Annotated in this window: 11 protein-coding genes and 2 pseudogenes; 8 read left to right on the top strand and 5 right to left on the bottom strand. The window is 63.1% G+C overall.

Going from position 1 to position 13,126, the window contains the following annotated elements:
• Positions 1-15: 15 nt before the first annotated feature.
• Positions 16-855, bottom strand: coding sequence for a pirin family protein (locus tag ACZ5M5_RS16865; protein ID WP_207282107.1), 840 nt, complete (start codon positions 853-855; stop codon positions 16-18).
• Positions 856-978: 123 nt separating this feature from the next.
• Between ACZ5M5_RS16865 and ACZ5M5_RS16860 the strand changes: the two genes are divergently transcribed.
• Complete coding sequence (locus ACZ5M5_RS16860; RefSeq protein WP_060742126.1) at positions 979-1,893, top strand: LysR family transcriptional regulator; 915 nt, start codon at positions 979-981, stop codon at positions 1,891-1,893.
• A gap of 45 nt (positions 1,894-1,938) precedes the next feature.
• Here ACZ5M5_RS16860 and ACZ5M5_RS16855 read toward each other — a convergent pair whose 3' ends face one another.
• The 4 genes and pseudogenes from ACZ5M5_RS16855 to ACZ5M5_RS16840 all read right to left on the bottom strand — a co-directional run bounded on the left by ACZ5M5_RS16855 (position 1,939) and on the right by ACZ5M5_RS16840 (position 5,114).
• Positions 1,939-3,153: a pyridoxal phosphate-dependent aminotransferase gene (locus tag ACZ5M5_RS16855; protein WP_464737654.1), complete on the bottom strand. Its 1,215-nt coding sequence runs from the start codon at positions 3,151-3,153 to the stop codon at positions 1,939-1,941.
• Positions 3,150-3,788, bottom strand: coding sequence for an RraA family protein (locus tag ACZ5M5_RS16850; RefSeq protein WP_060742128.1), 639 nt, complete (start codon positions 3,786-3,788; stop codon positions 3,150-3,152). The genes ACZ5M5_RS16855 and ACZ5M5_RS16850 overlap by 4 nt, the downstream gene beginning before the upstream one ends.
• A pseudogene (locus tag ACZ5M5_RS16845) lies at positions 3,788-4,449 on the bottom strand (RraA family protein). Before ACZ5M5_RS16845 ends, ACZ5M5_RS16850 begins: the two are co-directional and overlap by 1 nt.
• A complete protein-coding gene (locus ACZ5M5_RS16840; protein WP_060742130.1) occupies positions 4,449-5,114 on the bottom strand; it encodes an RraA family protein in 666 nt (221 codons plus the stop codon). Before ACZ5M5_RS16840 ends, ACZ5M5_RS16845 begins: the two are co-directional and overlap by 1 nt.
• A 105-nt stretch (positions 5,115-5,219) precedes the next feature.
• Here ACZ5M5_RS16840 and ACZ5M5_RS16835 point away from each other — a divergent pair, with 105 nt between their 5' ends.
• The 7 genes and pseudogenes from ACZ5M5_RS16835 to ACZ5M5_RS16805 all read left to right on the top strand — a co-directional run bounded on the left by ACZ5M5_RS16835 (position 5,220) and on the right by ACZ5M5_RS16805 (position 13,092).
• Entirely contained in the window at positions 5,220-6,125 is a 906-nt protein-coding gene (locus ACZ5M5_RS16835) for a LysR family transcriptional regulator (protein WP_103308702.1), read from the top strand.
• Positions 6,126-6,269: 144 nt separating this feature from the next.
• Positions 6,270-7,073 carry an alpha/beta fold hydrolase gene (locus ACZ5M5_RS16830; protein WP_103308701.1) on the top strand — a complete coding sequence of 268 codons (804 nt, stop codon included), beginning with the start codon at positions 6,270-6,272 and terminating at the stop codon, positions 7,071-7,073.
• A gap of 928 nt (positions 7,074-8,001) precedes the next feature.
• Entirely contained in the window at positions 8,002-9,327 is a 1,326-nt protein-coding gene (locus ACZ5M5_RS16825; RefSeq protein WP_464737653.1) for a flavin-containing monooxygenase, read from the top strand.
• A complete protein-coding gene (locus ACZ5M5_RS16820) occupies positions 9,327-9,737 on the top strand; it encodes a RidA family protein (RefSeq protein WP_003201555.1) in 411 nt (136 codons plus the stop codon). Before ACZ5M5_RS16825 ends, ACZ5M5_RS16820 begins: the two co-directional genes overlap by 1 nt.
• Positions 9,738-9,747: 10 nt before the next feature.
• The gene (locus ACZ5M5_RS16815; protein ID WP_192263929.1) at positions 9,748-10,422 is read left to right on the top strand and encodes a DUF1028 domain-containing protein; all 675 of its coding nucleotides are present in this window, start codon (positions 9,748-9,750) and stop codon (positions 10,420-10,422) included.
• Positions 10,415-11,584: an acetylornithine deacetylase gene (argE, locus tag ACZ5M5_RS16810; protein ID WP_464737652.1), complete on the top strand. Its 1,170-nt coding sequence runs from the start codon at positions 10,415-10,417 to the stop codon at positions 11,582-11,584. The genes ACZ5M5_RS16815 and argE overlap by 8 nt, the downstream gene beginning before the upstream one ends.
• Before the next feature lie 15 nt (positions 11,585-11,599).
• Positions 11,600-13,092 (top strand): annotated as a pseudogene (locus ACZ5M5_RS16805) (aldehyde dehydrogenase).
• Positions 13,093-13,126 lie beyond the last annotated feature (34 nt).

The raw sequence follows: 13,126 nt of genomic DNA, 5'->3' as shown, positions 1-13,126 counted from the left end.
TGAGTCGAGGAGCGGCTAGGCCAGCCGACCCTCTTGCTGCAAAACGGTGCCGATGCGCTGGATTTCCTTCTCGCCTTTTTCCAGTGCGGCTTTGCTGGTGTGCACGGAGTAGTAGCCCATCACCAGGTCGTGGGGATGCTTGACCGCCGAACCGAGCACGAAGGAGGTCGCGCCCTGGGCAACGATGTCGATGGCTGCGCCGGATTCTTCGAACACCACCATTTCCCCGGCATTGACGTTGCCGCCAGCGTCGAGGCTGCCGTCGTTGACCGCCAGCCAGGCAACGGTGTGCCCAGCCGGTGGCGTATAGCGCCAGCGTTCCTGGTCTTTCAATTGCACAGCCAAGTAGTTCATGCCCGCCGGGGCTGCAACGCTGCTGCGAGCCGCGCCATGTTGGCCGAGCAACACCAGCGCCGGACCCTCCCGGCGGATAGCGGAGGGCGCCAGGTAGACACTGTGGGCCGGGGCATTCTCTTCATCGGCCGGCAGCGCGACCCAAAGCTGGAAGCCTTTGATCGGCGAGCCCTCCACTGGCCTGCCGTCATGCCATACGCCATTGCCTGCGTGCATCCATTCCATGCCGCCGGAGGGCAACACGCCCGATTGACCGGTGGTGTCTTCGTAAGTCACCTGGCCGTCGATCATGTAGGTCAGCGTGGCGATACCGGAGTGGGGGTGCATGCCGAAACCTTTTGGCATGACGTTGTCCGTGAAAGCGAAGAGGTCGAGAAACACAAAGGGCTTGCAGAGTTGGCCGAGGTCGCCCGGGCTCATGAGGCGCGTGATCGGCCCGTGGCGGTTGCCCCGGGTGCGGTGGACGATGGTACGCGGTGGCGCTGCGACGATGCTGTTCATGGATGACCTCGGATTCTTGAGCGTTGGTGGCCTCGATGCGAGAAGGATAAGTGCCTGGCAATAGATTGATTAGTCGATACAATCGGATTGAACTCATCCAAAAAATGAAGGAATCGCGACCTGATGCTCGATCTGAATGATGTCGCACTGTTTGTCCAGGTGGTGCGCAGCGGCAGCTTTGCCGAAGCAGCCAGGCGACTGGGCATGCCTTCCAATACCGTGAGCCGGCGGGTCCAGCAGTTGGAGGCGCAATTGGGGAAGCGACTGTTGCAACGCTCCACTCGCAAACTCACGCTGACTCAGGTGGGGCAGGGGTTCTATGAACGCTGCGTCAGCGCCGTGGATGGGCTGACCGAGGCGGGGCAGGAACTGATGAAGGGCAGCGATGAACCCAGTGGCCTGGTGCGTATCGCGGCGATGGCGGATTTCTTCGATTTTTTCCCGATGCAATGGGTGGCCGACTTTCTCGTCGCGCATCCTCGGGTGCAGCTTGATTTCGTGCTCAGCGATGCCAAAGTCGATCTGATTGCCGACCGCATCGACGTGGCCTTTCGCGGCGGTGCGCTACAGGACTCCGGGTATGTCGGGCGCCAACTCATCAAGAACGAAGGTGATGGGATGGTCGCCAGCCCCGCCTACATCGCCAAGCGCGGTGCGCCGAGTTCGCTGCAGGAGTTGGCTCACCACGACAGCGTGGCCTTTGCCCATCCCAGCGGCTTGAGTCACTGGCGGCTCATCGGCCCGGACGGCACCGAGGAAGAGGTGCAGGTTCCCAGCCGCTTCAACGCCAACACCGCTCAAGCGTTGCGCAAGGCTGCCGTGGCGGGCCTGGGCATCGCCGTGCTGCCCTCGGCGCTGAGCAGCGTGGACCTGGACGCTGGAAGGCTGGTACGTGTGTTGCCGCAGTACCAGCGTATTGGCTTCGGCCTCAATGTGCTCTATCCGAGCCGGCGCCAATTGCCGCTGGCGGTCTCGGCGTTCATTGCGTTGGTGATGGAAAAGCTGGAGCTCAAGGCGTTTCCGGCGCGGTTGAACTGAGCTGGCCATTACGATCCGAGTCTGTGCCCACCGTTTGATCCTGGTTCAGCGAAGTGCATCGCAGAATCCGCGAATCGCTTCGCAGGCCTGGCGCAAGGACGCATCATCCAGGGCGTAGGCAATGCGAATGTAAGGGCCAAGTCCGAACGCGCTGCCGTGTACCACTGCCACGTCTGCTTCATCGAGCAGCGCGTGAGCGACATCTTCATCGGTGTGCAGCACCCGTCCTCCGGATGAGGTCCGGCCGATCAAGCCGGCACAGGAGGCGAACGCATAGAAGGCGCCACCCGGGCTTGCGCAGGCAAGACCCGGCGTGGCATTCAGCAGCGCCACCATCAAGTCGCGACGACGCTGAAACACGGCACGGCTTGCGCGAATGAAGTCCTTGGGGCCGTCCAATGCAGCCAAGGCTGCTTGTTGGGAGATTGAGCTGGCGCCCGAAGTCTGCTGCCCTTGGAGTTTTTCCATGGCCTCCAGCAGCCAGCGTGGCCCGGTGGCAAAACCGATGCGCCAGCCCGTCATGGCATAGGCCTTGGAAACCCCGTTCATGGTCAGGGTGCGCGAAGCCAGCCGTGGTTCGACTTGGGCAAGGGTATAGAACACCTGATCATCGAAGATCAAATGCTCGTAGATGTCGTCCGCCAGGATCAGCACGTGAGGATGGGCCAGCAACACGTCGGCCAGGGCTTGCAGTTCTTCCCGGCTATACACCGCACCGGTCGGGTTGGACGGCGAGTTGAGGATCAACCAGCGGGTCTGCGGGGTGATCGCCGCATCCAGCGCGGCGGGCGTCAACTTGAAGCCGCTGTCGGCATCGCAGGTGACAATCCGGGACTCGCCGCCACAGAGCTGGACCATCTCCGGATAACTGACCCAATAGGGCGCCGGCACGATGACCTGATCCCCCTCGTCAAGGGTCGCGGCCAGGGCGTTGTAGATGACTTGCTTGCCACCGTTGCAGACCAGGGTGTCCTGCCAGGTGACGTCAAGGCCGTTTTCCTGGCGGAACTTGGCGGCCACGGCTTCACGCAGGGACCGTACGCCGGCGACCTGGGTGTAGCGGGTGTGACCCTGTCCGATGGCCTCGATCGCCGCCTCGCGAATGTGCTTGGGCGTATCGAAATCAGGCTCGCCGGCGCACAGCGAAATGATCTTCGCCCCCTGTGCGTGACGTTCGGCCACCCGGTCCATGATCCGATAGGTCGCCGAGGATTGCGCACGCGCCAGGCGCCGATTCAGTCGTTGGATGTCGACGCTCATGCGCGGGTTCTCCACTCGGTCAGGTTCATCAGTTCCAAGGTTGAGCGGCCTTCGGTCAACGCTTGCATCATCTGGGCTTCCTTGTTGGCGCGGGCTTCGCCTTCGGCCAGGGTTCGAGCGACATCCGCCTTGGGAATGATGATCACACCGTCTTCGTCGGCCACCACCAGGTCGCCTTGGGCAACATGGGCACCGTTGAAATTGAACGGCTGGCCCACCGACGGCGCGCTGGCCTTGACCGTGCCTTTGACCGAAATGCCGCGGGCAAACACCGGGAACCGGCGTCTTTTCAGCGCCGCGATATCGCGCACGCCACCATCGATGACCAGACCGACCACGCCCGCTGTTTCAGCCGCCACGGTGAGCACTTCGCCCCAGTAGCCGGCGATGAAACTACCCGTGCCCACGACCAGCACGCTGCCACGGGGTACGCGTTCCATGGCCAGGTGCAGGGCCAGGTTGTCACCCGGCGAGCATTCCAGTGGGTAAGCGGGTGCAGCGATGAAGGCACCGTCCCAGACCGGGCGGATCGCGCTGTCGACCGCGCAGGGCTGGTGGCAGGCTTCATACAGGGTCGAGCTGCCCAAAACCTTGGCCCGGGCGTGAAAATCCTTGGGGAACAGGAGCGTGGTCATCAGACTTTCCTCTGCAGGCTGTGGTAGCCCAGTGCGGCGCGGGCTTCTTTCAAGGTCTTGCCTTGGGCGATCAGGGCACGGATGTCGGCTTCGACCGATTCGATCTGCCGGGCGCAGGCCGCCACTTCCGCGGCCCGGTCACGGGGACGACCACCACGCCGTTGGCGTCGGCGACCACGATGTCACGGGCACAGACCCGGGCGGTGCCGATGGACACCGGCTGGTTCACCGACTGCACCTGCACGCGGTCCTTGCCGGTGCGCATGAAGCGGCCTTTGCTGAAGATCGGATAGCCGTCGCCCAGGGCCTTGTTCACGTCACGGCAGACACCGTCGATGACTGTGGCGGCGATCTGCCGCGAGCCTGCGTACTGGGTCATGATGTCGCCCCACACGGTGCAGTCGGTGCGGCCGCCATTGTCGATGACCACCACGTCGCCAGCAGCCACGTCTTCGATGAAGTCGCCCACCGTGCCCGGCGGAGTGCTGGCCGAGACGTATTGCACGGTAAATGCCGGCCCGACGATGACTTGGTTGTAGTTGTCCAGGGGCGCTACGCCGAGGCATTGGCCGGGCAGGCCGAGTTTATCCAGTGCGTCGGAGATGCCTGGGGTGTCCAGGCCTTCGAACAAGGCGACCAGGCTTTTATCTTCAAGGTTCATCAGGAGTGCTCCACGTGGATGGCTTCGAACTGGGTGTCATGCATCACTTCGGCGACCGAGCGACCGCTGCGCACCGCCTCGACCATGCCGTCCTGGCGGCGGGCGATGCGCTCGCCCAGGTCGAGCACCTTGTCGATGTGGGTCTGGGGAATGAAGACGGTCCCGCAGTTGTCGGCAATGACAAAGTCGTCTTCGCTGACATCGACGCCAGCGACGGGGATGGTCACTGCCGCGTCGATTTGAATGACGCGGTTGCGGGCACTGACCATGGTCACGCCGCGGCCAAACACCGGATAGCCAATGGCTTCGCTGCCGTCGATGTCGCGGCTGAAACCGTCGATCACCGTACCGCGCACCTGCTTGCCGACCGCGGCGTTGGCGAGAATGTCGCCCCAGCAAGAGACGCCTTCGATTCCACCTGCGATCACCAAGACGCGATCATCGCTGTCGATCTGCTCCACCACCGGGGTGATCAGATGGACCGTGGGGACGTTGTCGGATTTAGCGGCCAGCAGCACGGTGCTGGCGCGGCCGACGATCTTCGGGCAATTCCATAGTGGGCGCAGCCCAACGGTGGCTCCCGGCAACCCGAGGAAATCCAGGGCGTCGGACACCGTGTTGGTGTCCAGCGCCGCCAAGCGGTCCAGCAAACTCATAGCATTCATGGGCAAATCCCAAAGGTGGCGGAGGGGCCCAGTGTCGAGGAGGAAGTTTCATAGGTATATTACTGATCACGTAACCCACAGATACGCTGAACCTATGGATCGCCCATGATCAATTTCCGTTTGATTCGTCATCTCTGGCTGTTCCTGGCGGTTGCCGAGGAACAGAATTTCGGGCGCGCGGCCAAGCGCCTGGGCATGTCCCAGCCACCGCTGAGCGAGCAGATCCAAGTGCTTGAGCAGGCGCTCAAGGTCAAGTTGTTCGAGCGTTCACGACGTGGGGCGCAACTGACCCCCGTGGGGGCGGCGATCCTGCCGGCGGTGCGTAAATTCGCCGATCAACTGGAGCGCCTGGAACTGGCCGTGGAAGAAGCCGTGGCGGGGCAGTCGGGCATGCTGACCATCGGTGCGATCTCCACCGCCATGTTCGATGTGTTGCCAGGGTTGATCGAGCAACTGAAGGCCGAGCATCCGCACCTCACCGTGTCTGTCCGGGAGATCGACAGTGTCGAAGCCGTGCCGGCATTGGAAGCCGGAGACATCGACCTGGCCTTCGCCCGGCTGGACGGGGACCTGGGGCATTCGATCAGGTCATTGCCGTTGAGGGAAGATCGCCTGGTGGTGGCCTTGCCCAGCGATCATCCCCTGGCTTCGCGAACACGGGTCAGCCTGTCGAGCCTGTCCACCGAGCCCTTGGTGATGTTTTCCCGCAAGGTCAGCCCGGTGTACTTCGATAACCTGATCGCGACCTGCCGGGCCAGCGGCTTTTCGCCTCGGGTACTGCATGAAGTGCGCTCCGTTGCCTCGCAAATTGCCTTCGTCAGCTATGGCCAGGGCATTGCGCTGGTGCCGGCGTCGTTGAAGAAAATGGCGCCGCAGAACGTGGTGTTCCGACCACTCAGCCAGAAGCTCAACGTCGTGACCACCGCCGTGGCCTGGAATGCCGGACGGCTCAATCCGCTGGTGGAGGAGGTGGTGGCACGTTTGCAGGGGCGGGGACGAACAGAGGGTTGATCGATAGGTTTGGCATATCAAGGCAATCCCGAATCAGGAATTTACACAACCCTGGATTGCCCCGACATTGCGAGCCTGATTGCCGGCAATGCGTCCTGGCATACTCTGTTCACTCAAGGAATGACTCACGTGCCCCCAGTCGAAATGTTCTCTGAACTGAAACTCCCTCTGACCGTGGAGGGTGTTGCGCTGAACGTCGCCACTCTGCGGCGTGAGGGCGAGCGTGCCCCTATCCTGTTCCTGCATGGATTTGGTTCGACCAAGGAAGACTATGCCGACATCGTGCTGCACCCGGCATTCAATGGTCATCCGTTTGTCGCCTATGACGCACCGGGTTGCGGCGAAACCCAGTGCGCCGACCTTTCCCGGATCAGCATTGCGTTCCTGCTGGAAACGGCCTTGCAGGTACTGGCGCATTTCGACATCGAACGCTTCCATCTGGTGGGCCATTCCATGGGCGGGTTGACCGCACTGATGCTGGCCCATCACTTCCCTGGCCGGGTGCTCAGCTTTGTCGATATCGAAGGCAACGTGGCCCCGGAAGACTGTTTCCTCAGTCGACAGATCGTGGACTATCCGAGCGGCGATCCCGAGGCGTTTTTCACCGCCTTCATCGAGCGTGCCCGCCACGCGCCGGCCTACGCCAGTGGTCTTTATTCGGCGAGTCTCAGGCATAAGGTCCGCGCCGGTGCCGTGCCGGGGATTTTCCACTCCATGGTCGAACTCTCCGACAATGCCGACCTGATGGGCAAGTTTCTCGGCTTGCCGTGCCCGAGGATGTTCATGTTCGGCGAGCAGAATGCCTCGCTGTCCTACCTGTCGCACCTCCAGGCCGAAGGCATCCGGCTGGCGTCGATCGCCGATTGCGGGCATTTCCCGATGTACTCCAACCCCGTGGCGATGTGGCAACAGATCGCCGATTTCCAGGCCGGTGTCGTGGCGGAATAAGCCTGTTGTGTCGAACCTCGCCACAAAGGCATTCCTTCTCCAGGGTGTGGATGTCAGGGGTGGCGCCTACCGCGAGCATCGACCTTCTTGCCACACCGCTAAACCGCTTTTGTGGCGAGGGAGCTTGCTCCCGCTGGCTGCGCAGCAGCCTAAAAGCTCAGCGCAATCCGCCTGAGAGACCTCGGTGACGGGGCTGGGGCCGCTGCGCAGCCCAGCGGGAGCAAGCTCCCTCGCCACGAAGGTATTCCCTCTCCAGGATGTGGATGTCAGGGGTGGCGCCTACCGCGTGCATCGACCTTCTTGCCGCACCGCTAAACCGCTCTTGTGGCGAGGGAGCTTGCTCCCGCTGGCTGCGCAGCAGCCAAAAAGCTGAACGCAATCAGCCTGAGAGATCTCGGTAACGGGTCTGGGGCCGCTGCGCAGCCCAGCGGGAGCAAGCTCCCTCGCCACAAAGGCATTCCCTCTCCAGGGTGTGGATGTCAGGGGTGGCGCCTGCCGCATGCATCGACCTTCTTGCCACACCGCTAAACCGCTCTTGTGGCGAGGGAGCTTGCTCCTGCTGGCTGCGCAGCAGCCTAAAAGCTGAGCGCAATCTGCCTGAGAGACCTCGGTGACGGGGCTGGGGCCGCTGCGCAGCCCAGCGGGAGCAAGCTCCCTCGCCACGAAGGTATTCCCTCTCGCCACAGGTTTCGCATACCTCAGGTCCAAACAAGACTCGCCTTGTTCCCTTGGGCATCACGCTCGGGCAGTAGCCCATTTTTTTCCTTCCCAGCAACGACAAAAACCCTCGTTTCGCAAATCCCCGCCTGCCAACACAATCGCCTCGACACCTCATCCCGATAACCGCAACCGCAGAACAACAAGAAAACCGAACCCGAGGCGGCGCCATGCCGGCCTGAATCAAACCTAATGCCGGAAGTGCACAGACATGCCCGTTGAAACCCTACGCATCGATACGCTTGTTATAGGCGCCGGCCAGGCCGGCGTGGCCATGAGTGAGCACTTGAGCCGACAAGGCGTGCCTCATCTTGTCGTGGAGCGCAGCCGCATTGCCGAGGCCTGGCGCACGGCGCGTTGGGATTCGCTGGTGGCCAACGGGCCGGCCTGGCACGACCGCTTTCCGGGGTTGGAATTCGAAGGGCTCGACCCGGATGCCTTTGCGACGAAGGACCAGGTGGCCGATTACTTCGAAGCCTATGCCCGCCAGTTCAACGCACCGATCCGTACGGGCTTGGAGGTCCGGGGCGTCGAGCGCAATATCGGCCGTCCGGGCTTCACCGTGGAAACCTCCGACGGCCTGATCGAAGCGATCCACGTGGTCGTCGCCACCGGGCCCTTCCAGCGGCCGGTGATTCCATCGATTGCGCCGGACATGGCAACGGTCACCCAGCTTCACTCGGCTCAGTATCGCAACCCCGGGCAATTGCCCGAGGGGGCTGTGTTAGTGGTGGGCGCCGGGTCATCGGGGGTGCAGATCGCCGATGAACTGCAGCGCGCCGGCAAGCAGGTCTATCTCTCGGTGGGGGCCCACGATCGTCCGCCCCGGGCCTATCGCAACCGCGATTTCTGCTGGTGGCTGGGCGTGCTGGGCGAGTGGGATGCGGAGGCGGTCCAGCCGGGCAAGGAGCACGTCACCATCGCGGTGAGCGGTGCCCGTGGTGGCCATACCGTGGATTTTCGCCGGTTGGCCCACGAGGGCATCACCCTGGTGGGGCTGACGAAATCGTTCAATGGCAGCGTGGTGACCTTTGAACCGAATCTGGCCGAAAACATCGCCCGCGGCGACGAAAACTACCTGGCGCTGCTGGATGCCGCCGACGCCTACATCGCCCGCAACGGCCTGGATCTGCCGCTCGAACCGGAGGCTCGCCACCGGCTGCCTGATCCGCAATGCCTGACCCAACCGATCCTGGAACTGGACCTGGTCGCCGCCGGCGTGACCAGTGTCATCTGGGCCACCGGCTACTCGGTGGATTACAGCTGGCTGAAGGTCGACACCCTCGGCGCCAATGGCAAGCCTCGACATCAGCGTGGCGTTTCCAGTGAACCGGGCCTGTATTTCGTCGGCTTGCCCTGGCTGTCGCGACGAGGCTCGGCGTTCATCTGGGGTGTCTGGCATGACGCCCGGCATATTGCCGATCACATCGTGAAGCAACGCATTTACCTCGCCTATCAAGATGCTGCCCAGCGCCAGGCCCCGGCACTCGACAGCGATTCACACCGTTCGAAAACCAGTCTCACGGGAGTTCGTTGATGCCTACTCACACGCGTATTCGCATGTTCAATACCAAGGACACCTACCCGAACCAGACGCTGGACAACGACCTGTGCCAGGCCGTACGGGCCGGCAACACCGTCTACGTGCGCGGCCAGGTCGGCACCGACTTCAACGGTCAATTGGTGGGCCTCGGCGATCCTCGCGCCCAGGCCGAGCAGGCCATGCGCAACGTCAAGCAATTGCTGGAAGAGGCCGGCAGCGACCTGAGCCACATCGTCAAGACCACGACGTACCTGATCGACCCGCGCTATCGCGAGCCGGTGTACCAGGAGGTCGGCAAGTGGCTCAAGGGCGTGTTTCCGATCTCCACCGGCTTGGTGGTCAGTGCACTGGGCCAGCCGCAGTGGCTGATGGAAATCGACGTGATCGCGGTGATCCCTGAATAAGGAACGGAACATGACCTTTTCCATCGTTGGACGCTGTGCCGAAACCGGCCAGTTGGGCATCGCCATCAGTTCCTCGAGCATTGCCGTCGGCGCCCGTTGCCCCTGGTTGCGCGCGGGCGTCGGCGCGGTGTCGAGCCAGAACATTACCCTGCCGGCCCTGGGCCCGCAGGTTCTCGATGAACTGGCGGGCGGCCTGGCGGCGCAAGCGGCGCTGGAGCGGACCCTGGCGCGCAACGGCTACAGCCAATACCGGCAAGTGGCGGTGATCGATGCCGAGGGCCGCACGGCGATTTTCAGCGGCGAGCATACCCTGGGCACCCACAACGCCGTGGCCGGTGAGCAATGCGTGGCGGCCGGCAATCTGTTGGCCAACGCTGGGGTGATCGAGGCCATGGTCACGGCCTTCGAGCAGGGCGGTGGTTGTCTTGCGTCACGCTTGATGAGCGCGTTGCGGGCCGGGCAGGCGACGGGCGGGGAGGCCGGGGCGGTGCATTCGGCGGCGCTCTCGGTGGTCGATGACCTGACCTGGCCCATCGTCGATCTGCGGGTGGATTGGGCCGAGGAAAATCCCATCGGCGAGCTGGAAAAACTCTGGCTCGCCTATCAGCCGCAATTGCAGGATTACCTGACCCGCGCGCTCAACCCGACCCTGGCGCCGAGTTATGGAGTGCCGGGTGATGAGTGAGCTGCGCAGTCGCGCTCTGCTTGCCGAACTGGTGAGCTTTGCCACGGTCAGTCGCGATTCGAACCTGGCCTTGATCGAGTTCGTGCGCGACTACTTGCAAGGGCTGGGCGTAAACAGCGAGCTGATCTACAACGCCGAGCGAACCAAGGCCAACCTGCTGGCGAGCATTGGCCCGGCGCTGCCCGGTGGCGTGGTGTTGTCCGGGCACACCGATGTGGTGCCGGTGGACGGGCAGGCCTGGACGGTCGATCCGTTCTGCCTGAGCGAGTTGGACGGCAAGCTGTTCGGGCGCGGCACGGCGGACATGAAGGGCTATCTGGCATCAGTGCTGGCAGCGGTGCCGACATTTCTCGCCAGCCCGCTTCGCCGCCCTGTGCACTTGGCGTTTTCCTATGACGAAGAGGTCGGTTGCCTGGGCGTGCGCAGTCTGCTGGAAGTGCTGCCTCAACGCGTCCCCCAGCCGGCGTTGTGCCTGATCGGCGAGCCCACCCAACTCCAACCGGTGTTGGGCCATAAGGGCAAGTTGGCGATGCGTTGCCACGTCAAAGGGGCGGCTTGCCATTCGGCCTACGCACCTTATGGCGTGAACGCCATCGAGCAGGCGGCGCGCTTGATTGGATGCCTGGGCGAGATTGGCGCAGACCTGGCCGACCCTGCGTTGCAGGACGCGCGCTTCGACCCGGCGTATTCGACGGTGCAGGTCGGGGTGATCCAGGGCGGGACGGCATTGAACATTGTCCCGGCCGATTGCCGTTTCGATTTTGAAGTGCGCGCCTTGCCGGATTTCAGCCCAGAGGCGGTTGTCGAGCAGTTGCAGGACTACGCCGAACAGGTGTTGTTGCCGTCGATGCGTGCGGTGCAAGGCGACACCGCGATCCGTTTTGAACAGTTGTCCGCCTACCCGGGCCTGGCGACTTCGCCTGACAGCGCCGCTGCGCGACTGATTGCCCGTCTGTGCGGCAGCGCCGCGTTCAGGACCGTCGCCTTTGGCACCGAAGGCGGCCTGTTCCATCAGGCCGGGGTGCCGACGGTGGTCTGTGGCCCCGGCAGCATGGACCAGGGGCACAAGCCCGACGAATACGTGAGCGTTGAACAAATGGCCGCCTGCGACCGCTTGATGGATCGGTTGGCGCGGCACCTCAGCGAATCCGACGACTTCTGAGCCAAGGAGTGTGCAGTGAACGATTTCAATGCTTGGAAAAACCGGGCCGCACAACTGCGCTTGAGAGATAGCGCGCTGATTGACGGCGAACCTCGGGAGGCTGCTGACGGAGCCCGGCTGGAGGTCATCAATCCCGCCAATGGACAGCGGTTGGCGAATGTGACGGCCTGCGGCGAACAAGACATCGACCTCGCGGTGTCCAGCGCCCGCAAGGCTTTTGAACAAGGCCCTTGGGCGAGAATGGCACCCACTGAGCGCAAGGCCGTGCTGTTGCGTCTGTCGCAACTGATGCTGGCCCATCGCGAAGAGTTGGCGCTGCTGGATTCCCTGAGCATGGGTAAGCCAGTGATGGACGCCTGGAGTATCGATGTGCCGGGCGCCGCCCATGTGTTCGCCTGGTACGGTGAAAGCCTGGACAAAATCTACGATCAGGTCGCCCCTTCGGCGGCGAACGTCCTCGCCACCATTACCCGCGTTCCGCTGGGGGTGATCGCCGCGGTGGTGCCGTGGAATTTCCCTTTGGACATGGCCGCCTGGAAGCTCGCCCCGGCACTGGCCGCCGGCAACAGTGTGGTGCTCAAACCCGCCGAACAGTCGCCATTCTCGGCCCTGCGACTGGCCGAACTGGCCCTTGAGGCGGGACTGCCACCGGGTGTGCTCAATGTCGTACCAGGCCTGGGCGAGCAGGCGGGCCGGGCGCTGGGCCTGCACCCCGATGTCGATTCCCTGGTGTTCACCGGCTCTACCGAGGTCGGCAAATACTTCATGCAGTACTCGGCGCAATCGAACCTCAAGCAGGTCTGGCTGGAGTGCGGTGGCAAGAGTCCGAACCTGGTCTTCGCCGACTGCCAGGACCTGGATCTGGCGGCGCAAAAAGCGGCGTTCGGGATCTTCTTCAACCAGGGGGAAGTGTGTTCGGCCAATTCAAGGCTGCTGGTGCAGCGTTCGATTCACGATGAATTCGTCGAGCGTCTGATCGCCCAGGCGCGGTTGTGGCAGCCGGGCAACCCACTGGATCCCTCGAGTCGCGCCGGGGCCATCGTCGATATCCGCCAGGCCGCGCGGATCATGCAGTACATCCAGCAGGCCCAGGCCGAAGGCGCGAGGCTGGTCTGCGGTGGCCGGCAGTTGAGCATTGATGGCTCCAGCAATTTCATTGAGCCGACGATTTTCACCCACGTGCACCCCAGTATGCAGTTGACCCGGGAAGAGGTGTTCGGGCCGGTACTGGCGATCAGTGCATTCGAGGATGAGGAGCAAGCCATCGCCATGGCCAATGAGCACATCTATGGGCTGGCGGCATCACTGTGGACCGATGACCTGAACCGTGCCCACCGCGTGGCACGACGCCTGAATGCCGGCACGGTCTCGGTCAATACCGTGGATGCGTTGGACGTCACCGTGCCCTTCGGGGGGGCAAACAGTCGGGCTTCGGGCGCGACCTGTCACTGCATTCGTTCGACAAATACACGCAACTCAAAACCACCTGGATTCAGCTGCGCAGCTGACGGCCACAGCAGCGTCTTCACCCGCAATCGATTT

It is taken from the genome of Pseudomonas sp. Van50 (assembly GCF_055390755.1).
The sequence above is the reverse complement of the archived record's forward strand: the minus strand, read 5'-3'. Positions and strand labels throughout refer to the sequence as shown.

Excerpts from the sequence above, each read along its gene's own strand:
- ACZ5M5_RS16820 (WP_003201555.1), top strand. The coding sequence starts at position 9,327 with ATGCCTACTCACACGCGTATTCGCATGTTCAATACCAAGGACACCTAC.
- ACZ5M5_RS16860 (WP_060742126.1), top strand. The coding sequence starts at position 979 with ATGCTCGATCTGAATGATGTCGCACTGTTTGTCCAGGTGGTGCGCAGC.
- ACZ5M5_RS16865 (WP_207282107.1), bottom strand. The coding sequence starts at position 855 with ATGAACAGCATCGTCGCAGCGCCACCGCGTACCATCGTCCACCGCACC.
- ACZ5M5_RS16840 (WP_060742130.1), bottom strand. The coding sequence starts at position 5,114 with ATGAATGCTATGAGTTTGCTGGACCGCTTGGCGGCGCTGGACACCAAC.
- argE (WP_464737652.1), top strand. The coding sequence starts at position 10,415 with ATGAGTGAGCTGCGCAGTCGCGCTCTGCTTGCCGAACTGGTGAGCTTT.
- ACZ5M5_RS16825 (WP_464737653.1), top strand. The coding sequence starts at position 8,002 with ATGCCCGTTGAAACCCTACGCATCGATACGCTTGTTATAGGCGCCGGC.
- ACZ5M5_RS16855 (WP_464737654.1), bottom strand. The coding sequence starts at position 3,153 with ATGAGCGTCGACATCCAACGACTGAATCGGCGCCTGGCGCGTGCGCAA.
- ACZ5M5_RS16830 (WP_103308701.1), top strand. The coding sequence starts at position 6,270 with ATGTTCTCTGAACTGAAACTCCCTCTGACCGTGGAGGGTGTTGCGCTG.
- ACZ5M5_RS16850 (WP_060742128.1), bottom strand. The coding sequence starts at position 3,788 with ATGACCACGCTCCTGTTCCCCAAGGATTTTCACGCCCGGGCCAAGGTT.
- ACZ5M5_RS16815 (WP_192263929.1), top strand. The coding sequence starts at position 9,748 with ATGACCTTTTCCATCGTTGGACGCTGTGCCGAAACCGGCCAGTTGGGC.
- ACZ5M5_RS16835 (WP_103308702.1), top strand. The coding sequence starts at position 5,220 with ATGATCAATTTCCGTTTGATTCGTCATCTCTGGCTGTTCCTGGCGGTT.